Annotated in this window: 17 protein-coding genes; 5 read left to right on the top strand and 12 right to left on the bottom strand. The window is 74.7% G+C overall.

The annotated features are described in order from the left end of the window. The 9 genes from IEZ07_RS34120 to IEZ07_RS34080 all read right to left on the bottom strand — a co-directional run. The coding region (locus IEZ07_RS34120; RefSeq protein ID WP_301549377.1) for a histidine kinase dimerization/phospho-acceptor domain-containing protein at positions 1 to 1,301 on the bottom strand (1,301 nt) is incomplete at its 3' end. A gap of 384 nt (positions 1,302 to 1,685) precedes the next feature. After that, on the bottom strand, positions 1,686 to 2,612 hold the full coding sequence (locus tag IEZ07_RS34115; protein ID WP_191898575.1) for a type II secretion system F family protein: 927 nt from the start codon (positions 2,610 to 2,612) through the stop codon (positions 1,686 to 1,688). 4 nt (positions 2,613 to 2,616) lie between these two features. Continuing rightward, positions 2,617 to 4,896, bottom strand: a complete 2,280-nt coding sequence (locus IEZ07_RS34110) for a type II secretion system F family protein (RefSeq protein ID WP_191898574.1) — start codon at positions 4,894 to 4,896, stop codon at positions 2,617 to 2,619. 5 nt (positions 4,897 to 4,901) lie between these two features. After that, positions 4,902 to 6,338 (bottom strand): TadA family conjugal transfer-associated ATPase, encoded by a 1,437-nt coding sequence (locus tag IEZ07_RS34105; protein ID WP_191898573.1) that lies wholly within the window; start codon positions 6,336 to 6,338, stop codon positions 4,902 to 4,904. Further along, the gene (locus tag IEZ07_RS34100) at positions 6,338 to 7,567 is read right to left on the bottom strand and encodes a CpaE/TadZ family protein (RefSeq protein WP_191898572.1); all 1,230 of its coding nucleotides are present in this window, start codon (positions 7,565 to 7,567) and stop codon (positions 6,338 to 6,340) included. The genes IEZ07_RS34105 and IEZ07_RS34100 overlap by 1 nt, the downstream gene beginning before the upstream one ends. Positions 7,568 to 7,601: 34 nt before the next feature. Then, complete coding sequence (cpaB, locus tag IEZ07_RS34095) at positions 7,602 to 8,363, bottom strand: Flp pilus assembly protein CpaB (protein WP_153054662.1); 762 nt, start codon at positions 8,361 to 8,363, stop codon at positions 7,602 to 7,604. A 61-nt stretch (positions 8,364 to 8,424) separates the two neighbouring features. After that, a complete protein-coding gene (locus IEZ07_RS34090; protein ID WP_269435924.1) occupies positions 8,425 to 8,784 on the bottom strand; it encodes a TadE/TadG family type IV pilus assembly protein in 360 nt (119 codons plus the stop codon). A gap of 38 nt (positions 8,785 to 8,822) precedes the next feature. After that, positions 8,823 to 9,002, bottom strand: a complete 180-nt coding sequence (locus IEZ07_RS34085; protein ID WP_189239577.1) for a Flp family type IVb pilin — start codon at positions 9,000 to 9,002, stop codon at positions 8,823 to 8,825. Positions 9,003 to 9,245: 243 nt separating this feature from the next. After that, positions 9,246 to 9,620: a response regulator transcription factor gene (locus IEZ07_RS34080; RefSeq protein ID WP_068904393.1), complete on the bottom strand. Its 375-nt coding sequence runs from the start codon at positions 9,618 to 9,620 to the stop codon at positions 9,246 to 9,248. A 263-nt stretch (positions 9,621 to 9,883) separates the two neighbouring features. Here IEZ07_RS34080 and IEZ07_RS34075 point away from each other — a divergent pair, with 263 nt between their 5' ends. Both IEZ07_RS34075 and IEZ07_RS34070 read left to right on the top strand, forming a co-directional pair. Continuing rightward, on the top strand, positions 9,884 to 11,791 hold the full coding sequence (locus IEZ07_RS34075; RefSeq protein WP_191898571.1) for a sensor histidine kinase: 1,908 nt from the start codon (positions 9,884 to 9,886) through the stop codon (positions 11,789 to 11,791). Between the two features lie 122 nt (positions 11,792 to 11,913). Further along, complete coding sequence (locus IEZ07_RS34070) at positions 11,914 to 12,156, top strand: DUF7455 domain-containing protein (protein WP_084009109.1); 243 nt, start codon at positions 11,914 to 11,916, stop codon at positions 12,154 to 12,156. 155 nt (positions 12,157 to 12,311) lie between these two features. On the opposite strand, the gene IEZ07_RS34065 is transcribed toward IEZ07_RS34070, so the two are convergent. Beyond that, a complete protein-coding gene (locus IEZ07_RS34065; RefSeq protein ID WP_204054772.1) occupies positions 12,312 to 14,477 on the bottom strand; it encodes a sensor histidine kinase in 2,166 nt (721 codons plus the stop codon). A 303-nt stretch (positions 14,478 to 14,780) separates the two neighbouring features. Here IEZ07_RS34065 and IEZ07_RS34060 point away from each other — a divergent pair, with 303 nt between their 5' ends. Both IEZ07_RS34060 and IEZ07_RS34055 read left to right on the top strand, forming a co-directional pair. Next, complete coding sequence (locus tag IEZ07_RS34060; RefSeq protein WP_191898570.1) at positions 14,781 to 16,019, top strand: EAL and HDOD domain-containing protein; 1,239 nt, start codon at positions 14,781 to 14,783, stop codon at positions 16,017 to 16,019. 711 nt (positions 16,020 to 16,730) lie between these two features. After that, a complete protein-coding gene (locus IEZ07_RS34055; protein ID WP_191898569.1) occupies positions 16,731 to 17,564 on the top strand; it encodes a nitroreductase/quinone reductase family protein in 834 nt (277 codons plus the stop codon). 45 nt (positions 17,565 to 17,609) lie between these two features. Here the strand turns inward: IEZ07_RS34055 and IEZ07_RS34050 are convergent, their stop codons facing one another. Together IEZ07_RS34050 and helR are read right to left on the bottom strand one after the other, a co-directional pair. Then, the gene (locus IEZ07_RS34050; RefSeq protein ID WP_191898568.1) at positions 17,610 to 18,671 is read right to left on the bottom strand and encodes an NAD(P)/FAD-dependent oxidoreductase; all 1,062 of its coding nucleotides are present in this window, start codon (positions 18,669 to 18,671) and stop codon (positions 17,610 to 17,612) included. 128 nt (positions 18,672 to 18,799) lie between these two features. Next, positions 18,800 to 20,926 carry an RNA polymerase recycling motor ATPase HelR gene (gene helR, locus IEZ07_RS34045; RefSeq protein WP_191898567.1) on the bottom strand — a complete coding sequence of 709 codons (2,127 nt, stop codon included), beginning with the start codon at positions 20,924 to 20,926 and terminating at the stop codon, positions 18,800 to 18,802. A gap of 451 nt (positions 20,927 to 21,377) precedes the next feature. On the opposite strand from helR, the gene IEZ07_RS34040 reads away from it, so the two are divergent. Continuing rightward, positions 21,378 to 22,327 (top strand): histidine kinase N-terminal 7TM domain-containing protein (locus IEZ07_RS34040; protein WP_191898566.1); only part of this gene is annotated, 950 nt, incomplete at its 3' end.

The following is a 22,327-nucleotide window of genomic DNA, read 5'->3' as shown; positions in this document are numbered from 1 at the left end:
GGCGGCAGGTCGGCGAGGTCGAACCGGATGTCGCGGCCGGCCCGGTGCTCGGCCAGGTCCGCCCACACCTGACCGGTGAGCGCGGTCAGGTCCACCCGCCGCAGGTCGACCTGACCGCGCTGCAGCCGGGAGAACGACAGCAGGGCGGCGATGAGGTCGGCCATCCGGGCCGCGTTGGAGCGGATCTTCTCCACGAACAGGCCCGCCTCCTCGGCGGACATCCGTCCCGGGTAGTGCTCGGCGAGGACCTCGGCGTACGCGCTCATCGCGGTCAGCGGGGTGCGCAGGTCGTGGGAGATGCTGGCGGCCAGCAGCTCCAGTTCGGTGTTGAAGGCGTGCAGTTCGGCGGCCTGGCGGCGCAGCTGCCGCTGCCCCTGCAGCCGGCGGTGCGCGATGTGCCCGATCGCGGCGACGGCCACCAGCCCGAAGAGCGCGGCCGCCAGCAGGACGACCCCGAAGCGCCGCTGCGCCTCGTCCGCCGGGGCGTACAGCCTCCGGTGCGGGGCCTCGGTCACCAGCCGCCAGCCGTCCGGCCAGACCGGGGCGGAGGTGTAGTGCCAGTTCTGGCCCGCCGCGCGGTAGTCGCCGTCCGGGCTCCGCGCCAGCGCCGCGCCCAGGGGCGGGACGAGCCGGGCCAGGGGGACGATCTGCGGGCCCAGGCTTCTGGTGGCGGCGACGACGTTGCCGAACCGGTCGATCAGGTAGGCGTGGCCGCCGCGGGGGACGACCGCCTCGCGCAGGTAGTCGCCGAGCGGGCTGTCGGCCGCGACGAGCCCTCCGGAGAAGACCCGCCGCCCGTAGGGGGTCGGGAACGGCACGGCGATCGCGGTGAGGGACCGGCCGGGGACCACCACCGACGCGTACACGCCGGAGACGGTGATCCGGTCCTGCTGCAGGGCCAGGCGGACGTGCTCCAGTTCGTCCGCCAGGTCCCGCCCGACCAGGGCGGGCTGCGACGGCCAGGTGAGCATGGCCCGGCCGCGGTCGTCGAGCAGGATCATGGACGTGTAGCCCAGTCCCGCCCCGAACACCTCCAGCCGCTCCTGGCTGACGGTCCGGTCGGCCAGGACCCTGGCGGCGTCCTGCCGCTGCCTGGTCGCGAGCCCGGTCAGGTAGGACCGGGTGAAGGCGGCCGCGACCTGGGTGCGCTGGGCCAGGCCCCCGTCCTCCGCGGTCCGCAGGAACCGGCCGGCCCACGTCCACGTGCCCGCCGCGAGCGCCACCAGCAGCAGCCACGCCACCGGGCCGAGGAGCACGGCGAACCGGTCGCGCAGTCTGCTCTCGCTGTCGGCCTGGGCCACGGCACCTCCGGATCCATCAGATCTAGCGAGGGGACTGCCGGGTTCACCCGGCAGGGGAATCGCTTCCCTGTTACAGTTTTTTTGCTTGAAGCGGGCAGGGCTTGTCCGTCGCCCACCTCGGCAGAGGAAAGCGAGAAGCCGCTCCCTTCAGGGAGCGGAGGAGTCACCGCAAGCTGACATTCCCGTGCCGCTCGGCGGACCGGCGACCGGCTCGCTCCCGGGCGCGAGGACGAGCCGACGATGACACTCCGTAACAGTCGAACACACAAAGCTAACCACTGCTCCCATCGGCCGGACGCCGCCCCCGGGCGGGTCAGGAACCCCTCGGCCGAGGGAGCGCGGCCCGCCGGCGCCATCGCGGCCGGAGCGGGCAGGCCCGGCCGCTCAGGTGCCGAGGAGCTCCATGATGCGCAGGGCGCCCGGGCCTATGATGATCACGAAGAGGGCGGGGAAGAGGCAGAACAGCAGCGGAAAGAGAATCTTGATGGGGACCTTCTGCGCGGCCTCCTCGGCGCGCTGGCGGCGGCGCAGCCGCATCTCCCTGGACTGCTCGCGCAGCACGTTCGCGATCGGCACGCCGAGCTCCCCGGCCTGCACCACCGCGGCGGCGAAGCCGCGCAGCTCCACCACGGTCGTGCGGCCCGCCATGGCCCGCAGCGCGTCGCTGCGAGGCTTGCCGATCTGCATCTCGCGCAGCACCCGGGCGAACTCGCCCGCCATCGGACCCTCGGCGTTGGACCGCACCTGCGCCACGGCCGCGTCGAAGCCCAGGCCCGCCTCCACGCTGACGGTGAGCATGTCCAGCACGTCCGGGAGGGTCCTGGCGATCTCCTGCTGGCGGCGCACGCCGAGGTTGTAGATCAGCAGGTCGGGTAGGAGGAACCCGGCGGCCGCGCCCGCCACCGCGCCGATCAGCGCCCCGGAGCCGCCGAGGCCGGAACCGTACAGCGGGCCCAGCAGGGCGCCGCCCGCCAGGCCCAGGCCCTTGGCCTGCATGACCCGCTCGGCGGGCCACTTCGGCGGGTTGCCCGCGTACGACAGCGAGCGGTGCAGCCGGGCGACCAGCCCGGCGGGGGTGAGCCTGCGGCCGAGCTCGCCGAACCTGGCGGCGAGCGGGCGGAGCACGCGGTCGGCGAACGGCTCCGCCGCGGGCTCGGGGGGCGCCGCGCCCGCGCCGTAGACGTCCTCGACGGCGGCCAGCCGCGCCGCCGCCACCCTCCGCCCGCCGCGGCCCGCGGTCAGCGCCCTCCAGGCGAGCACGACGGCGCCGATCAGCGCCCCGAACCCGGCCATCAGCGTCAGTGCCCCCACCGGTTCAGACCTCCACCTTGATCAGGCGGCTCATCCAGAAGGCGCCGACGGCGACCAGCAGCACCGCGGCGCAGAGCATGGCGACGCCGAGCGGCTCGGTGTAGAGGGGGCGCACGTACTCCCCGCGGATGAGGAACATCCAGGCGCCGATGCCGATCGGCAGCGCGATCAGGACGTAGGCCGACAGGCGGCCCTCGGCGGTGAGCGCGCGCACGTGGCGGCGGAGCCGGGCGCGCTCGCGCATGGTGCCCACCGCGGTCGCCATGATCTCGGCCAGGTTGCCGCCGACCTCGCGCTGGATGCGGATGGCCATGACCAGCCAGGACAGGTCCCGGCACCGGGTGCGTCCGGCGGTCTTCTCCAGCGCGTCCTCCAGGTCGACGCCGAGCCGGGTCTCGGCCAGGGCCCGGCCGAACTCGGTGCTGACGGGTTCGGCCGACTCCCGCACCAGGGCGGCCAGCGCCTGCCCGAGGGAGAATCCGGAGCGCAGCGAGCCGACGACCAGCTGCAGGGCGTCGGGCAGGTGCTCGGCGAACAGCCGGGCCCGCCGGTCCGCCCGGTGCCGCCGGTACAGCTCGCAGCCCGCCCAGGCCGGGCCGGGCCCGAGCAGGATCCCCGCCGCGGGGGACAGCAGCAGGCCGACCAGGAGCGCGCCGCCGAACGCGACGCCGACCCGCAGCAGCGTCCACTCGTGGGGCAGCAGTTTCATGCCCGCCTCCTCGAGCCGGGCGGTGATGCGCTCGTGGCGTCCGCGGGCGCGCACCACCTTCTCGGTGAGGGCCAGGGCCGCGCCCGGCACGCCGAGGACCGCCCCGGCCGCCGTGCCGGAGCCGCCCGCGGGTGCGGCGCGGCGCTGCGTGAAGCGGTCGAGCTGGGCGAGCCGGTCGGCGGGCAGGCCGCGCCGGGGCCGGGCGAACGCCGCGGCGGCCGCCGCCAGGGACAGCAGCAGCGCGGCGCCCCCGGCCGGGTACAGCCAGGCGGGCGGCCCGGCGGGGACGGCGACGGCCGCGGGGGGAACCGCGGAGGGGACGGCCCGGGGCCCGGCTGCGAAGTCCACGGTCACGGTCGCGCTCGCGGTCGGCGGAGTGCCGGTCGAGGGCGTGCCGGTCGGCGGAGTGCGGATGGAAGGAGTGCCCGCCGGGGAGGAGGCGTCCGCCGGCCGGCCGGGGTCCGCGGCCTTCCCGCCGGGCCGCACCTCGACGGTCAGGCGCGCGGTCCGGCCGGCCAGGGAGCCGGGCACCCGTACGGTGACCAGGACCGGTGCGGAGAACGAGGCCGCCGCCGACAGGAACGCCGCCGCCAGCTCCCCGCCCTCGGCGGCGCGGCGGACCCGCCCGCTGCCGGACGCGGCCAGCCGCCGCAGCGCCTCCTCGTCGGCCCGGGTGCCGAACGCCACCACGTCGACGGGGACCGGATCCCGCCGCAGGTGCAGGGCGAGCAGGTTCAGGGAGGTGCCGGAGGAGGTGTCGGCCCCGTCGGACAGGACGAGCAGCCGCCGGTCGCCGCCCCGGCCGGCCAGCAGTTCCCGGCCGGCGGCGACGCCGTCGTACAGGGCCGTGCTGCCGGACGCCCGCATGCCGCGCACCGCCGCGGCGAACGCCCCGCGGTCGCCGGTGGGCTCCAGCAGGGTCTCGGCCCGGTCGCCGACCCGCACCAGGCCGAGCCGGACGTCGGCGGGCACGGCGCGGGCGTAGCGGAGCGCGGCGTTGCGCGCCTGGGTCATGGCCGGTCCGGACATCGAACCGCTGGCGTCGAAGACGATCACGACGCTCCTGGCCGGTCCGGGCGCGCCCCCGGTCCCCGCCGGTGCGGCGGTGGCGGCCAGCCGTACGTCCCCGGCGCGCACGGTGATCTCGGCCTCCTCCAGGGAGGCGCCTTCGGGCAGGTCGCGGGCCGTCAGGTAGAACTCCGCGGCGCCGGGGAGGACCCGTACGGCGCTGACCGCCAGTGAGGGATCGTCCGCCGCGGCACCGGACGGCACCGCACCGGACGCCGCGGCGGAGGACACCGCCGCACCGGATACCGCGGCGGCGGACGGCGCGGCGGAGGACACCGCGGTGAAGGACGGCGCGGTGAAGGACGGCGCCGCACCGGACGCCGCGGTGGCGGGCGCCGCCGGCGGCAGGGCCAGGGCGGTCAGCACGGCCGTCACCAGGCCGAGTGCGACGACCCTCAGCGCGGCCGCCGCCGTGCCCGCCGCTGTATCCGCCATCGTGTTCGCCCCCGTGCCCGCCGTACCGGCCCGGGTCCGGGGCCTGCGGATCGCCGGGTTCACCGGGTTCACCGGGTTCACCGGGCGCCGCCGAAGAGTCCCGGCGGGATGGTGACGCCCGCCTTGGCGATCTCGTCGAGGAACGACGGCCGCAGCCCCGTGGGCACCAGCGTGCCGCGGTAGCGGCCCGTCTCGTCGATCCCGGCGCGGTAGTCGAAGGCGAAGATGTCCTGGAGGGTGATGATGTCGCCCTCCATGCCGGTCACCTCGGTGACGTGGGTGATCCGGCGCACGCCGTCCTTCATCCGGGTCACCTGCACGATGACGTCGACGGCGGAGGCGATCTGCTCGCGGATCGCCCGCGCGGGCAGGTCCACCCCGGCCATCAGCACCATCGTCTCCAGCCGGGCCAGCGTGTCGCGCGGCGTGTTGGCGTGCACGGTGGTCAGGGAGCCGTCGTGGCCGGTGTTCATGGCCTGCAGCATGTCGAGCGCGGCGCCGTCGCGGACCTCGCCGACGACGATCCGGTCCGGGCGCATGCGCAGCGCGTTGCGGACCAGGTCCCGGATGGTCACCTCGCCCCGGCCCTCGGTGTTGGCGGGCCGCGACTCCAGGCGCAGCACGTGCTTCTGGCGCAGCTGCAGCTCGGCGGCGTCCTCGATGGTGACGATGCGGTCGCCGGCCGGCACGAAGCCCGACAGCACGTTGAGCGTGGTGGTCTTGCCCGAACCGGTGCCGCCGCTGATCACCATGTCGAGGCGGCCGCGCACGCAGGCCTCCAGCACCTCGGCCACCGGCCGGGTGAACGTGCCGAAGGCGATCAGGTCGTCGACGGTGTAGGGGTCGGCGGAGAACTTGCGGATGGTCAGCAGCGAGCCGTCCAGCGCGATGGGGGCGACGACGGCGTTGACCCGGCTGCCGTCCGGCAGGCGGGCGTCGACCATCGGGCTGGCCTCGTCGACGTGGCGGCCCACCCGCGAGACGATGCGGTCGATGACGCGCCGCAGGTGGGCGTCGTCGGCGAAGCGCGCGCCGACCTCCTCGATGCGCCCGGCGCGCTCCACGAAGACCAGGCCGGGACCGTTGACCATGATCTCGGTGACGTCGGGGTCGCGCAGCAGCGGTTCCAGCGGGCCGTGACCGAGGATGTCGTCGGCGACCTCGGCGGCGACGCGGGCCCGGTCGGCGGCCGTCAGCGGCGTCTCCTCCGCGGCCAGCACCTCGCCGATGGTCTCGCGCACCCTGCGCCGCAGGTCGTCGTCGTCGCCCATGTCGGCGTACATCTGCGGGCCGAGCACGTCCAGCAGCGCCTGGTGGGCGCGGCGGCGCACCTGCGCGAGCGGGTCGTCCGGCCTGGCCTGCGCCTGCACGGGCGTCCCGGTCCCGTCTCGGCCGTTCCGCGGTCCTGGGTCGGCCCGGTGGCCGGTGCGGTGGTCGGCCCGGTGGTCGGCGGGGTGGCCGGTCTGCGGGGCGCCGGCGGCCTGGCGCCGGGCGATGCGGTCGCCGAGTCCCATCAGATCCTCCCGTCCCTGCGCCGTAGCAATCCGCGCCGCCCGCGCCCGCGCCGGGGCTCCTGCGCCGGTACGGCGTGCAGGTGCCGGACGGCGAGGTCGGCGACGGCGCGGCTGACCGGATGGGCCGGGTCGCCGGCGGCGAGCGGCACGCCCCGGTTGAGCGAGAGCGGCACGTCCGCGCTGGAAGGGACGTGCGCGTGCGGCGGGACCTTCAGCACCCGCTCGACGTCCTGCGGGGTCAGCCCGACCGGTGAGCCGGACCGGTTGAGGGTCACGACGCGCCGCTCGGCGGGCTGGCCGAGCAGGTCGAGCGTTTCCAGGGCGATGCGGGTGTTCTTCAGCGTCAGCACGTCGGGCGCCGAGAGCACCAGCAGGTGGTCGGTCAGGTCGAGGGCGGCCAGCACGGGGTCGGAGAAGTGCGGGGGCGTGTCGACGACGACGTAGTCGAACATGCCGCGGGCCAGCCGGAGCACCTCGCCCACCAGGGCGCCGTCGATCTGCTCGCCGTCGGTGGGGCGCAGGGGCGCCAGCAGCGTCTCCAGGCCCGGCCGGTAGGAGGTCAGCAGCGAGCGCAGACCGGTCTCGTCGAGCCGGTCGGCCATGGCGACGGCGTCGGCGAGCCCGCGCTCGGGGGTGAGCTGCAGCGCGATCGCCACGTCGCCGAACTCCACGTCCAGGTCCACGAGCAGGACCCGGTGGCGGCCGCCGGCGGCGAGCGTCACCGCGAGGTTGGTGGCGATCGCGGTCTTGCCGCAGCCGCCCTTGGTGGCCAGCACCGTGACGATCCGGCCGGGCCGCCCGCCGGACCCGTCCTCCGCCCCGGTGGCCGGGAGCGCTCCCTGCCCGTCCGGGGCGCCCGGCCAGGGGGCGGCCGCCAGGTGCCGCGACAGCTCCAGCGAGCGTTCGCACGCCTGCCGTACGGCCTGCGGGTCGCCGGGGTCGGCGATCTCGCGGATCCCGGCGCGCAGCGCCTCCCGCAGCAGGGCGGGGCCGGCGTCGGCGCGCAGCAGCACGACGCCGGTCGCCGGGCCGCGCAGCCGCTGCTCGGCGGCGAAGGCCGTCGCCTCGGCGGTCCCGGCGCCGGGGCCGAAGACCACGAGCGGCTCGCCGGGGTCGGCGGCCAGGAGCGCGGCCAGCTCGTGCGGGTCCGCCGCGATGCGGGCGGCCGGGTCCAGGAGCGCGGCCAGCCGCGCGGCCTCGGCGGGCCGCGGCTCGTACAGGACGGTCAACGCCGCCTCCCTCCGGTCGGTGCCGCCGCTCCGGTCAGCGGAACAGCGAGCGGTTGTCGACTCCGGCGCCGGGGCCGACGTCGGTGGTGTCGGTGAGCAGGCCCAGGTAGAGGGTGCCGGTCTGGGCGGCGTGCACCAGCCGTTCGGCCTCGTCCTGGTTGACGGCCACGGTGACCAGCAGGGTCCGCTCCACCTCCTGCTCGGCGGTCTCGGGTGCGGCGGGGCGCGGGCCGACGGCCAGCACCTCGACGCGGGGCAGCAGCACCCGGGTGGCCCGGTTGACGGTGTGCCCCTCGGCGAGCCGGTCGCCGGAGGGGACGCCCTGCTCGCCCTTGAGGACGTTGAAGGTGTCGAAGACGGCCACCCGGGTGCCGGGGCGCACGTAGCCGGCGACGTCGGCGGCGGCGCTCAGCTCCACCGCGACGGCCATCCTGCCCTCGGGGATCTCCAGCCCGCCCGCGGCCGGGCTCGGCTCGGCGAACGCGCCGCGCAGCAGCAGCTGGCGCGGCTGGATCTCCGCGGTGACCTGCAGCGCGTCCAGGGAGGCGTCGAGCGCGCCCAGCGCGTCGGCCGGGACGGTCTCGGCGGGCATCCGCACCGCTTCGGCGTAGCCGCCGGTGCGCACGCGCTCGCCGGTGGTCCCGGCCGGGATGCGTTCGGCGGCGACCAGTACGGTGACCGCCTTCTTGCCCGCCAGCGCGCGGGACTCGGCGCCGGAGACGTAGGAGAGCACCGCGGCGGTGCCCAGCGCGGCCAGGGCCAGGGCGGCCAGCAGCATGAGGAGCCGTGATCTCACCGGCGTGCCCGCCCGGACGGCGCCGCGGCGGAGGCGCCCGCGAGCGGGCTCGCGGGCGGGTTCAGCCGAGACATGGCATGACTCCTCTGCCGGACAGGGTCACCGGCCCGTCCAGGCCGCCGCCGAACATCGTGGCGAGTCCCGCCACGGGGGTGATGAACTCGAAGGCGTGCCCGACCTCGACGACGGCGTCGGCGTCGGGGCCGGGAGTCGTGGAGCAGCCGGTCGCCGTGACCGTCAGGGGTGACAGGCCCTGCGCGGCCGACCGCACGCGGGGCCCGGCGGAGTGGCCGAGGGCCACGGCCCTCGCACCCTCCCGGGCCGCCTCGGTGAGCGTGATCTGGGCGTTGAACATCCGCCCGAAATCGATGATCGCGAACAGCAGGAACAGGATCACCGGGAGCATCAGCGCCGTCTCCACGGAGGCGGCGCCGCGCTCGCCGGAGGAGCCGCGGACGATCAGCCGATCTGCCCGAGGATCTCGTTGAACTTCAGGTCGAGGCCCTGGCCGAGCAGGATCACGGTGCCGACGATGACGGCGGCGATGAGGGCGACCATGAGGCCGTACTCCACGGCGGTGGCGCCGCGCTCGGAGTCGTCGCGCAGGGCCTGGAGCTTGAGCAGGAGACGGGTGGTCATGGGTCACTCCTCCGTGAGTCACGCGCGGCCGGCGGTGGGACGCCACCGGGTGTTGCTTTCCGTAAGGTGACCACTACGTTAAGTCCTGCTTTGTTGCGAAAACGGTTATAAGACGGGTGCAGGTTGGTTGCACGCTACTTTTCGCGTTTGATTCCCCACGAACCGTAGTCGGGCCCCGCTCGGCGGGGCTTCCGGGACGGCGGTCCGGGGCCAAGGGCGGGGGTCAGGGTCGGGGGGGCGGGCTCAAGGACGGGAGCGGGCCAGGAGGGCGCCGACGCGGGCCGCCAGCTCGCGCGGGCTGAACGGCTTGATCATGTAGTCGTCGGCGCCCGCCCGGAAGCCCTCCTCCACGTCGGCCTCCTGCGCCTTCGACGTCAGCATGAGCACCACCACGCCCTCCATGCCGGGCATGGCGCGCAGCCTGCGGCACACCTCCGGTCCCGGCAGGCCCGGCATCATCCAGTCGAGGATGACCAGGTCCGGCCGCTCCTGCTCCAGCGCGGCCAGCGCCTCGGTCCCGTCGTTGGCCGCGCGCACCGTGTGGCCGCTCTGCTCCAGCCGGAACACGGTCAGGTCCCGGATGTCGATGTCGTCCTCGACGATCAGAATGCCAGCCATGATCAACTCCACGACGGTTCGCTGCCGGGACTGCCCCGATCGGCGGTTCATACCCGGTCCGGCGCGTTTAGCCGCGGCCCGGCCGGTCCCGTGGTCCTCAACCGGCTCCCGCCGCGTCCGATGGTCCTCAACTGGCTCCCGCCGCGTCCGATGGACAACGAAGAGGCGTCCTCGGCCGGACGCCGCCTGCGCCGTGCCCGACCGGCGGGGCGGCGGCGCCGCGGAGGAGGACGCCGCCGCCGTCCTCCGTCGATAGGACCACCATGCCTCTGCCCGTTGTGCGCCGTCCCCGCCGGCCGGGCCGTACCGGCGGCGTGGTCCCGGCCTGCGTCCTGCTGGTGGCCGGACTGGCCGTCTCCTTCCTGATGGCCGTGACCCTGGCGGGCGCGCAGGGCCGGCAGGCCGACGAGCGCATGGACCGCCACCTGGAGGCCGTGCGCGCCGCCGTGGCCGGTGAGGCCTACCGGCGCGCGGAGACCCTCGGCCACCTGGCGGCCTCGGTGGGCGTGCAGGAGGACCTGACCGCCCAGGACTTCGAGGCGCTCACCTTCCGGCTCGCGTTCCGGGGGATGCCCGGTATCACCGACGTGGGCTACGTCGTCTCCGTCCCCGACGCGCGGGTGCAGGCCGTACAGCGGGCCTGGCGGCGCAAGGGGGCGGCGAACCTGAGCCTGCGGCCGGTGGGCACCGCCGAGCACCGGTTCGTGGTGCTCGACCGGAGCCTGGACACGGTCTCGCCCGCCCTCGGCTCGGACCTGATGGCCGCCCGCGAGCCCTCCGAGGCGCTGGACGCCGCCCGCGCCGGCGGACAGGTCACCGCGAGCCGCGCCTACGTGCTGCTCCGGGACCGGATGCTGCCCGCCGCCCGGCAGCAGACGTCGTTCGTGCTGGTCGCCCCGGTCTACGGCGCGGGCGACGCGCCCGACGCCGGGCTGCTGCGCGGCTGGCTGGTGATGGGCGTGCGGGGCGGCGACTTCATCGACGGCACGCTGCGGCAGGTCTCCCAGGGCAGGGTCAACGTGACGCTCTCCGACGTCTCCGCGCCGGGCGGGGAGCGCCCGATGGCCACCGTACGGGCCGGGGAGCCGCTCGCCGACGCCCGCCTGCACCGCGAGACCACCATGGACGTCGCCGGCCGTACGTGGCGGCTCCAGGTCGACCCCACGACGGGCCTCGCCTCCGCCGCCGAGAACCGCCTGCACCTGGTGGTCCTGGCCGGCGGGGCGGTGATCAGCCTCCTGCTGGCCGGTCTGGTGCTGGTCCTGGCCACCTCGCGCGACCGGGCGCTGGCGCACGTGGAGCAGGCGACCGCGGCGCTGAAGGCCGACATCGCCGAGCGCCGCCGGGTGGAGGCCCGGCTGCGCGAGCGGGAGACCGAGCTGGAGAGGTTCGCCGCCGTCGCGGCCCACGACCTGAAGTCCCCCCTCACCGTGATCGCGGGCTACTCCGAGCTGGTGGAGGACCACCTCGCCGACGGCGCGGGCGAGCAGGTGAGCGGCTGGCTGCAGCGCATCCGGGGCGGCACGGGCAGGATGCAGCGGCTCATCGACGACCTGCTCGCCTACGCCGGCGCCGGGGACGCCTCGCTGGAGCCGGCCGAGGTCGACCTGGAGCGGCTGGTCGCCGACATCGTCATGGACCGCACCGCCCATCTCCGGCACGACCGGCCGCACATCGAGATCGGCCGCCTGCCGGTGGTCACCGCCGACCCGGCGAGGCTCCGGCAGGTCATGGACAACCTGATCGGCAACGCCGTCAAGTACGTCCGGCACGGCACCGTGGCGCAGATCGACGTCAGCGCCGAGCGCGACGGTCCGATGTGGCGCATCACGGTCGCCGACCACGGCATCGGGATCGCCCCGGACCAGCGCGACGCGGTCTTCGCGGCCTTCGGCCGGGCGCGCGGGAGCGAGGGCTACCCGGGCACGGGGCTGGGGCTGGCCATCTGCCGCCGGATCGTCGACCAGCACGGCGGGGAGATCCGGGCGGAGGAGAACTCAGGGGGCGGGACCCGCTTCGTCTTCACGCTGCCGGTGGTCCCCGGGATCACCGGCCGGGACGCGCTCACCGAGGACGGGACCGGCGGCGCCGGCGGGGGCCCCGGTGGCGGCTCCGACGGGGGCGCCGACGGAGGCCCGCTGTACTCCGCCCCCGGACCCGACCGCCGTTAGGGCGGCCGCGGCGGCGGGCGGCCGGATCGGCGCACCTTTCTCAGGTGCCGCCGCGGGCGGCCGATGGTAGCGGGGACCGACTCCGTATGACTCGAAGACCTAGAACCGCATGGGGGGCAGTGATGACGATCACGGCTGAGATGATTCCGCAGACCGACCCGCTGCAGATCGCCGACCGGTGTGACCAGTGCGGAGCCCAGGCGTTCGTCCGTGTCGTCTTCCGCCGGAACAAGGACCTCCTGTTCTGCGGGCACCACTACAGCAGGCACGAGCCGGCGCTGATGACCTCCTACCCGTACGCGGTGGTCTACGACGAGCGCCGCAGGATCAACCAGAAGCCGAGCCTGTCCGCCAACGCCGACTGAGCTCCGCCCCGGCACCGGGCCCCGCCCCGGCCGGGCCGCCGCCGGGCCCTCCCGGGCGGCGCACCGTTCCTTCCGGCCCCCGGTCGGCGCCGCGCACCCGCGGACGCCGCCCGGGGGCCGTCCGGCGTCCAGGGGCCGTCCCATCGAGGGGGATCTCAGGGGGCGGCCGGCAGGGTGAAGTGGAACCGGGTCCCGCCGCCGGGGTTGTCCCGGGCGCCGATGGTGCCGCCGTGGCGTTCCACGATGCGCTTGCAGATGGCCAGGCCCAGGCCGCTGCCGGTGTAGCCGGCGATGTGGTGGGCGCGGTGGAAGTTCTCGAAGACCGCCTCGTGCTGCCCGGGCGGGATGCCGATGCCGCGGTCGGCGACCTCGACGCGGACCCACCCCTCCTCCTCCGCGGGCCCTGCGGTGACGGTGATCTCCGGTACGGCGCCCGGCGCGACGTACTTGGTCGCGTTGCCGATCAGGTTGTCCAGCAGCTGGCGCAGCAGCACCGGGTCGGCCTGCACCCGGGGCAGGTCTCCGACGTGGAGGCGGGGCCGCGGCCGCCGCTCCCTGCCCGCCGCCGCGTCGTCGCCGCCGCGCGTGGCGATGACCTCCCGCACGGTCTCCCCCAGGTCGACCGGGACCGGGGACAGCGCCGCGGCCCGGGAGACGCTGTGCGTGAGCAGGTCGTTGATCAGGTTGCGCATGCGGGCGGAGGCGTGCCGGATGCGGGCGATGCTCTCGACGGCCATGTCCGGCGCGCCGCCGGGAACAGCCTCGACGGTCTCGTCCAGGACGTCGATCCAGCCGTCCACGGCCGACAGGGGGTTGCGCAGGTCGTGCGCGACGACCCCGGCGAACGCGGCGAGCTCGTCGCGGTCGCGGCGTTCGGCGGTGACGTCGTGGAAGACCACCACGACCGCGGCCTCGCCCCCGGCCTCGGTGGGCAGGCGGGTCGCGCTGACGCTGAACATGCGGCCCTCGGGCATGGCACGGTTGCGCACGAGCAGGTCCACGGCGCGGATCTCCCGGCCGGCCAGGGCATGCCGGTACGGCAGCTCCGCCTCGTCCATGGGAGTGCCGTCGGGGTGGAACAGCCCGAAGTGCCCGACGTCGACGCCTGCCGTACCGGGAGCGGGGGCGCTGGGCGGCCCCAGGTCGTCGAGCAGGTCCGCGGCGGCGCGGTTGCGCATGAGGAAGCGCCCCGCGGAGTCGATCACGACCAGCCCGTCGTGCATGGCGTCCACGATCGTGGCCAGGAGCCCGGCCTGCGCGGAGGCGGACTCCTCGGCGGCGGCGAGCTGCCGCAGGAGCGCGTCGCGCTCGTCGCGGCCGAGCGCGAGCGCGAGCCCGACCACGGCGACCATCGCGACGAAGGCCTGCGCCACGAACGCCCGGACGGGCGGCGAGCCGATCGTCGCGAACGGCCCGTGCCCGTACAGGGTGAACAGGATGGCGGTCGCGCCGACGAGCAGGTCGTGCAGGACGACGAAGGTCGTGTTGAAGCGCAGGCCGGCCCAGACCGTCACCACGAGCAGCGGGAACGCCAGGGGCAGGCCGTGGTTCAGGCCGAACGCCACGACGTACGCCGTGGCGGACGCCAGCACCAGGGCCGCGTACTCGGCCTTCCGCCACCGGGGGGCCGTGCGCAGCGCGTCCCGCGCGGCGGACCAGGCGGAGCCGGGCCCAGGGCGCAGGGGGTGGACGCGGAACAGCGCCGCCAGGCGCAGCCCGACCCCGCCGATCAGCACGATGCTGACGATGTTGCGCGCGATCCACACCGACGTGCCCAGCCACGACACCTGGGCGCCGATCAGCCACAACCCGGCCGAGACGACGGCCGCCCCGCAGAGCGTGGCCCCGGCTGCGGCCTGCAGCAGCCGCCACAGCTGCCGCACCCGGACGAGCTCGCCCAGGCCCTCGGCCGCCCAGGACTCCGGGGATAATCGCCCGAACAGGATCAGGAACGCCCCCACCTGGGCCAGGTTGGCCGCCGCGAAGCAGGCGGCGAGCGCTGGGGAGGCGCCGGTCCACACGTTGGCGGCGAGCGTGCACACCGCGAACGCCGCCACATCCGGCCACCGCGTCCGGGCGTGGCGCTGCGCCAGGAACCACAGCACCGACACCCCCGCGGCGGGCCACACCAGGCTGAGAGTGGTCCCCTCGATCAGGGTCATCCGCCCGGCGAGCGTGGCCGCCAGGTACAGCGCGGCGAACACGGCGGTACGGCGCAGCGCCGCCCCCGGCGGCACCCCGCCCGCCGGACCGGGCCCCGGCGTCCGGTCCGGTCCGGTTCCCCGCCCGGCGAGCGGCCCTGCCGCGGTGTGCGATGCCACAGAGTTCTCGTCCCCCGGAGCGGGCTGCGGTAACGGGTCGGCCCGGGCCGCAGGCCCGCCGGGGACGGGAGCGGTTCCCGGCGGGCCGGGGGTGGATCGGCCGGGGGCGGTGGCGCAGCGGGAGCGGTTCCGGAGCGGACCGGGAGCGGAGCCGCCGCGGCCGGTCGTGTCTCCGGCCGATGCCCTGCCGCGCCCGGGCCGCCCCGGTAGCGTCATCAGTCCGCGGACCCGCCGATCTGCGGGCCGTACCCATTTCCTGCGGAGATTCCTCACATGCAGCCCTGTCCCGACGATGAGAATCACATGCATCTCGCCGACGCGCCGGTCGACAGCGGCTGGCACCGCATCCACATCGGACGCCAGCCGATCCACGACGGGGACGGCGCCCTGGTGGCGTACGAACTTCTGTTCCGCTCCCATTCGCAGGCCAAGGGAGCGACCGCGCGCGGCGCCGAGGCCACCAGCCAGGTGATCGTCAACGCGTTCAGCGAGTTCGGCCTGGAGCGGCTGGCGGGGCCGAACCTGTGCTTCATCAACCTGACCCGCGAGTTCCTCGTGGGCGAGCTGCCGCTCCCGTTCGACTCCGGATCCGTCGTGCTGGAGGTCCTCGAGACCGTCCAGATCGACGACGAGGTGATCGAGGGCGTGCGCAGGCTCGCGGCGCAGGGCTTCGCCATCGCCCTGGACGACTTCGTGCTCGGCAACGACCACGAGCGCCTGCTGGAGGTGGCCTCCTACGTCAAGCTGGAGGTTTCCGGGATCGACCCCGAGCTGCTGCGTGAGCGCATCGCGGTCTGCCGCGCCTACGAGGGCGTGCACCTGGTGGCCGAGCGGCTGGAGACCGAGGAGGACCTGGAGTTCGCGCGCGGGCTCGGGTTCGAGTTCTTCCAGGGCTACCTGCTGGGCCGGCCCCGCGTGCTGTCCCTCGACACGCTGGAGCCCAGCCGGCTGCGCCACCTGGAGCTGATCAGCAAGCTCGCCGACGAGGACACCGACATCGACGAGATCACGGAGATCATCAGCTCCGATCCGGCGCTGTCCTACCGCATCCTGCGCGCCGCGAACTCCGCCGCGACCGGCCTGTGGAGCGAGATCTCCTCGATCAACGACGCGGTCGTGATCCTGGGCACCCAGCGCCTGCGGCACTGGGTGACGCTGATGCTGCTCAGCGACGTCGTGGGCGTCGACGGCGACGTCGACAACGAGCGCATGTCCCACGTCCTCATGCGGGCCCGGCTGTGCCAGCTGCTGTCCCGCTCGCTGGGCCTGCCCAGCGACAAGGCCTTCACGGTGGGGCTCCTGAGCGGCATCGCCGACCTGCTGGGCGTGCCCGCGGAGGAGCTGATCGCCCACCTGGCGCTGAGCCACGACGTGTCGTTCGCGATCGTCGAGGAGGGCGGCCCGCTCGGCAGCGTGGTGACCACCGCGCGCGCCTACGAGTCGGGGCGGCTGCCCGAGACCGGCGACGCGCACGGCGAGGACCTGGCGCACGCGTACCTGAAGGCCGTCGACTGGTCGATGAACATCGTCACCGGCGTCTGAGGCGGCGGGCCGTACGGCCCGCCGCCGGGAGGACACCGGGAGAACGCCGGCCCGCGCGCCGGGAGGACACCGGCCCGCGGCGGCCGGTCTCCCGCCGCCCCGGATCGGATCATCCGGATCGAATCGCTCCACAGTGGTTTCCCCGCGACGTGCCGTCCGCGATTCTGGAATCCGCCGTGTCGTATCCGGCGGGAAATCCACGTTGCCTCAGGGCGTTTCCGGCATTAAGGTCATCTCTGTGACTGCCGGGTCGGCCATGGGCCACAAGCGAGTGGGGCACCCGGCCGAGGCGTGAGCGCCCGGCCGGCCAGAGGCCCGCCTTCTTTCTTTCTCCCCGCGCCCCGCGCGGTGTCTCCGCACGGCGTGCCGTACGGCCTGCCCCGTGCCCTCCCGTGTGCCCGTCCCTCCGCCTTCCGGCGGTTTCCGGGCCCGCCGGCGGGGTGATCCGGCGGTGCGGTGATCCGGCGGCGAACGTCACCGGCCCGGCGACGGGATCCCGGCCCCCGGACAACCGGTGTGCCCCCGTCGTTTCGACCGGTGTGCCCCCGTCGTTTCCCGAATTCCGGGTCCCTGCGCACATCCGCATATCCCTGCATTTCCCGTGCCGCGGCCGAGGCCGCCCGCGGCACGCTTTCCCCGCCCACCGGGCGGTCATTCGCCATGCCCGCGCACGGCCCGCGGAAGCTTTTTCCCAGGAGAAGAAAACAGAGAATGCCGAACGATTTCAACCAGCAGGTCATCGAGGAGTTCCGTGCCAACGGCGGACGGGTCGGCGGTCCCTTCGAGGGCTCCCGGCTGCTCCTGCTGACCACCACCGGGGCGCGGTCCGGCGCCCCGCACACGACCCCGGTCGGCTACCTTCCCGACGGCGGTGAGCGGGTCCTGGTCATCGCCTCGGCCGCCGGCGCGCCGAAGCACCCCGACTGGTTCCACAACCTGGTCGCCGACCCGCGCGTCACCGTCGAGGACGGCGTCTTCACCTACGAGGCGGAGGCCGTCGTGCTGGAGGGCGCCGAACGCGACCGAGCCTTCGCCCGCGCGGTCGAGGCCGACCCCGGCTGGGCCGCCTACCAGGACCGGACGTCGCGCGTCATCCCCGTCGTCGCCCTGCGGCAGGTCGCGTTCAGCGGCATGCCCGCGTCTTCGTGGGGCGAGACGCTGAAGCTGATCCACGGCGCGTTCCGGCGGGAACTCGCCCTGATCCGCGAGGAGGTCGCCGCGTCGGGTCCCGGGCTGGGCGCCCAGCTCCGGGTGAACTGCCTGACCCTCTGCCAGGGCCTGCACCACCACCACACCAACGAGGACGCCGGGATGTTCCCCGCCCTGGCCGCGCAGTACCCCGAGCTCGCCCCCACCATGGAGCGGCTGGACCGGGAGCACCGCAGGATCGCGGCCCTGATGGAGGAGCTGCAGCGGGTGCTCTCCGGCGACGGCCCGGACCCGAAGTCGGTGCTCTCCGAGGTCGAGCGGCTCGCGGACGAGCTCGAGGCCCACCTGGCCTACGAGGAGGAGCAGTTGGTCCCGCTCCTCGACGGCGCGGCCTGACCTCCGGGTCAGGCCGGCAGCCGTGGCCACGGTGCGCCGGTCGGGTCACAGGCCGTGCCGGCGGTCGCCCAGCACGCGCTCGGCGACCTCCCGCTCGGCCTCCGCGGAGAAGGGGGCGCGGCGGGCGGCGACGGCCCGGCGGGTGGCCTCGGCGGTCAGGTCGGCGTTGATCGCCGCCCCGGCGCGCACGCCCGCGGCGGCGGCCGCGATGACCGTGTCGACCGGGGAGGTGACGTTGCCGGCCACCCACACCCCGGGCACCCGCGTCGCTCCGAACGGGTCGGCGTCGATGCGGCTGCCGACGACGTGCCCGGCCATCTCCGTATCGACGGGTTCGAGGCCCAGACCGGCCAGGACGCCGCCGCGGGCGGCCAGCCGGGCGGTGGTCACCACCGCCCGGCACGGGACCGTCCGGCCGTCGGCCAGGGTCATGCCGGTGAGCCGGTCGCCGGTCACCTCCAGTCCGGTCACCTTCCCGTCCACCACGGTGACGTCGCGGGCGGCCAGCTGCTCGTACTCCTCGGCGGTGAACGCGGGCGCGGTGTGCTGGAACAGGGTCACCTCCCGGCTCCACTGCCGCCACATCAGCGCCTGGTGGACCGCGAGCGGCCCGACGGCCAGGATCCCGATCGCCTGGTCGCGCACCTCCCAGCCGTGGCAGTACGGGCAGTGCAGCACCTCGCGTCCCCACCGCTCGGCCAGGCCGGGCACGTCCGGCAGTTCGTCGACCAGGCCGGTGGTCACCAGCAGCCGGTCGGCCACGACCGAGGACCCGTCGTCCAGGACGACCCGGAAACCGCCGTCCGCCAGGCGTTCGGCGGTCACGGCGGTCCCCTCGGCGATCTCGCCGCCGTAACCGGTCACCTCCCGGCGGCCCGTGGCCAGCAGCTCCGCGGGAGGCAGGCCCTCCCGCCCCAGGTAGGTGTGGACGCCCTCCGCCGGGGCGTTGCGCGGGCTGCCGGAGTCGATGACCAGCACCGACCGGCGGGCCCTGGCCAGGGTCAGCGCCCCGCTCAGACCGGCGGCCCCGCCGCCCACCACCACGACCTCGTAGCGCCGCCCGCCCCGGGCGGCGGCACCCTCGACCCGCTCTGTTCGCTCGTTCATGGAGCACCTCCGTTCACCGGAGAGCATCCGCCCGACTGCCACATTCTGGCAAACTTTCTTGCCATTACAGCAACAAAATCGACCGGCCGCCCGGGGACCCGGCCGGGCCCGCAGGCGACCGGCGCACGTCAGGGGCTGGTGAGGACGACGAGCCGCTGGGTCGCCCGGGTCATCGCGACATAGCGGTCGACGGCTCCCTCGACGCCCTCGCCGAACTCCTCCGGGTCGACGAGGACGACCAGGTCGAACTCGAGCCCCTTCGCCAGCTCCGGGGTCAGCGACCGGACGCGGGACGTCTCCCGGAACCCGGGATCACCGATGACGCAGGCGGTCCCGTCGGCGTGTGCGGCGAGCCAGGAGTCCAGGACCGGCCTCAGCTCCGCGGCGGAGCCGTACGCGACGGGGACGCCGCCGCTGCGGATGGAGGTCGGCACGTTGGCGTCCGGGAGCGCGGCCCGGATGACCGGCTCGGCCTCCGCCATGATCTCCTCCGGCGTCCGGTAGTTGATGTTCAGGGAGGCCAGGTCGATCCGGTCGAACCCGACCCGCTCCAGCCGTTCCCGCCACGACTCGGTGAACCCGTGCCTGGCCTGGGCGCGGTCCCCGACGATGGTGAAGCTCCGGGACGGGCAGCGCAGCAGCAGCATCTGCCACTCCGCGTCCGTCAGTTCCTGGGCCTCGTCCACCACGATGTGCGCGAACGGGCCGGCGAGCCGGTCCGGTTCGGTGCCGGGCAGCGCGGTCTCGTCGACCAGGGCGTCCTTCATGTCCTGGCCGCGCAGCATCGACATCACGAGCATCTCGGAGTCGTCGGCCTCGATCAGGTCGTCGACGACCTGCGCCATGCGCTCGCGCTGGGCGGCGACGGAGGCTTCCCGGCGGCGCCTGCGCCGCCACGCCTCCGGGTCGCCGAGCCGCTGCCGCGCCGCGTCCAGGAGCGGCAGGTCGGACACCGTCCAGGCCTGGGCGTCCGCGCGCTGCAGCCTGCGGACGTCGCCGGGGTCGAGCCAGGGCGCGCACATCCTCAGGTAGGCGGGCACCGACCACAGGTCCCCGACGAGGTCGGCCGCCTCGATCAGCGGCCACGCGCGGTTGAAGGCCGCCAGCAGCTCCCGGTTGCGCAGCAGCGACCTGCGGAGCAGGTCGTCCGGGACGTCGTCGCCGTGCTTGTCCGCCAGGATCGTGAGCAGTTCCTCCCAGATCCGGTCGCGCGCCTCGTTGTGCGGGGTGCCGGGCTCCGGCGCCTCGAACGCCTCCGCCCAGTCGGCGGCGCTCAGCCGGACGTCGGCCCAGTGGGTCGTGACCGTCATCCCTTCGGCGGGCGGGTTCTCGTAGAACCTGACGGCCGGCTCGATCGCCCTGACCATGTCCGCGGACGACTTCAGGCGGGCCACGTCCGGGTCGGCCTCGACCGCCGCCGCGGCGCCCTCGGGGACGAGGTCCCGCAGGGTGCAGGTCTGCACGCCCTCCTCCCCGAGGCTGGGCAGGACGTCGGAGACGTAGGCCAGGTAGGGCCGGTGCGGGCCGACGAACAGCACGCCGCCCCGGCGGTGCCCCAGCCGGGGGTCGGAGTAGAGGAGGTAGGCGGAGCGGTGCAGCGCGACGACGGTCTTGCCCGTGCCCGGGCCGCCGTCGACGACCAGGGCGCCGCGGGAGCCCGCGCGGATGACGGCGTCCTGGTCGGCCTGGATGGTGGAGAGCACGTCCCGCATCCGCGCCGACCGGTTGACGCCCAGGCTGGCGATGAAGGCGGACTGGTCGTCGAGCGCGGCGTGCCCTTCGAACCCGTCCGGGGTGAACACCTCGTCCCAGTAGTCGCTGATCCGGCCGCGGGTCCAGCGATATCTGCGGCGGCTCGCCAGGCCCATCGGGTCGGCGTGGGTGGCGCCGAAGAACGGCTCGGCCGCGGGCGAGCGCCAGTCGACCAGCAGCCGCCGGCCCGCGCTGTCGGTGAGGCCGAGCCGCCCGACGTAGACGGGTTCGGGGTCGTCCGCGCCGACCATGCGCCCCAGGCACAGGTCCAGACCGAAGCGGCGCAGCGTGCGCAGGCGGGCGGTCAGCCGGTGGATCTCCATGTCCCGGTCCACCGCCTGCCGGCCGCCTCTGCCGGGCGCCCTGCGCTCGGCGTCGAGGCGGCCGGACAGTTCGGCGACCGACTGCTCCAGGCTCTCCGCGACGGCCGCGAAGTGCCGCTCGTCGCCGGCGATGAGCACCGGATCGGCCTTGGCGGACAGATGGCCGGGAAGGTCGAACACACCGGTGGCCGGAGGGCTCGCGGCATCACCCCGCTCCGGGGCCCCCACCGCCGGTCCGCCGTCCCCGCGTCCATGTGACGGTAGCGGAACACGCACTTCGTACCCCCGTTTTCTTGCAGGTCCTGGGATCGGCCGCCCATTGTGCGGCACGCCCGGGGCCTTGCCGCAAGCCCCCCGGTGCGCTATAGGTTGAAAGTGGAAAGGAGCGAACACTCCCCCTTTCCCGCCTCGTCCGTTCCGGACGAGTCCTCCTTCACCCCCTTCACGAAGCCGCGGCGCGCCGTTCCGGCCCGCCACCGCAGGCCCGGGAAGGCCTCCGGATCCCACCCTCCGTGCCGGTCCGCGCACCGTGTGTTCACCGCGACGCCGTCAATCCCTCATGTCGAGGCGCGGACGTGCCGATGGGAGTTCGCATTTCCGGCAGGCATGGCGGTGAGAGGAGGCGTCGGCGATGGGGGAGCCGTTCCGGGCCCTGCTCTTCATGCTGTCGGCGGTGGTGGCGTTCGTCGTGGCCGTGGTCGGCTGGCGGCGCAGGCGCGTGACGCCGGCGGTGGGCACCCTGGCGGCCGTCGCCGCGGGCATCGGCGTGTGGTCCACGGCGGACGGCCTGCTGGTGTTCAACGAGGACCTCGAAGCCCTCCAATCGCTGCTGATCATCAAGTTCGCCGCCGTCTGCGCCATGCCCGCGGGTTTCCACTGCCTGTCGCTGGCCGTGGTCGACCGCACCTGGCGGCTGTCGCGCCGTACGGCCCTGTGGCTGGCGGTCGAGCCCGTGCTCGTCCTCGCCGCGCTCCTGACCAACTCCTGGCACCACTGGTTCATCACCGCCCTGGACCCCGCCGGCCTGGGGGTCGACACCGGAACCGGCGTCGGCCCGCTGTTCTGGGCGCACACCGCCTACAGCTACTCCCTGCTCGCCACCGGCGTCGGCCGCCTGTTCGGAGCCTGGCTGCGCGGCTCCCGCCTCCAGCGCGGCCTGTACGGCTCCACCCTGCTGGCCACCCTTCCTCCCCTTCTGCTCAACGTGGTGAGCACGCTCGGCGTCGTCCGCGTCGACTACCTGACCCCGGTCGGGTTCTGCGTCACCACGGTCGTGGTCTACTGGTCGCTGGTCCGCCGCTCCCTGCACGAACTCGTGGCCGTGGAGCGCACGCACGTCTTCGACATGATCAGTGACATGGTCCTGACGGCCGACCTCTCCGGCCGCATCCTCGACCTCAACCCGGCGGCCGACCGCATGCTCCGGAAGCTCGATCCCCGCCTCCCCGCCCGCCTCGCCGGCACCTCCGCCGCCGACGTCTTCGGCCCGATGCCGGTCGGCGACGGTATGGAGGTCGACCACACGGTGGTGGATGCGGGGGGTCGTGGGGTGGATCTGAATGTGCGGGTGAGTGCGTTGGT

It is taken from the genome of Planomonospora parontospora (assembly GCA_014647935.1).
Lineage (GTDB): Bacteria > Actinomycetota > Actinomycetes > Streptosporangiales > Streptosporangiaceae > Planomonospora > Planomonospora parontospora.
Note: the sequence above shows the minus strand (reverse complement) of the source record. Positions and strands in the feature narration are given on the sequence as shown.

What these genes read in the sequence shown, in the direction of transcription:
- IEZ07_RS34105 (WP_191898573.1), bottom strand. Translation starts at nt 6,338, where the DNA reads ATGGGACTCGGCGACCGCATCGCCCGGCGCCAGGCCGCCGGCGCCCCG.
- IEZ07_RS34085 (WP_189239577.1), bottom strand. Translation starts at nt 9,002, where the DNA reads ATGACCACCCGTCTCCTGCTCAAGCTCCAGGCCCTGCGCGACGACTCC.
- IEZ07_RS34080 (WP_068904393.1), bottom strand. Translation starts at nt 9,620, where the DNA reads ATGGCTGGCATTCTGATCGTCGAGGACGACATCGACATCCGGGACCTG.
- IEZ07_RS34075 (WP_191898571.1), top strand. Translation starts at nt 9,884, where the DNA reads ATGCCTCTGCCCGTTGTGCGCCGTCCCCGCCGGCCGGGCCGTACCGGC.
- IEZ07_RS34070 (WP_084009109.1), top strand. Translation starts at nt 11,914, where the DNA reads ATGACGATCACGGCTGAGATGATTCCGCAGACCGACCCGCTGCAGATC.
- IEZ07_RS34060 (WP_191898570.1), top strand. Translation starts at nt 14,781, where the DNA reads ATGCATCTCGCCGACGCGCCGGTCGACAGCGGCTGGCACCGCATCCAC.
- IEZ07_RS34055 (WP_191898569.1), top strand. Translation starts at nt 16,731, where the DNA reads ATGCCGAACGATTTCAACCAGCAGGTCATCGAGGAGTTCCGTGCCAAC.
- IEZ07_RS34050 (WP_191898568.1), bottom strand. Translation starts at nt 18,671, where the DNA reads ATGAACGAGCGAACAGAGCGGGTCGAGGGTGCCGCCGCCCGGGGCGGG.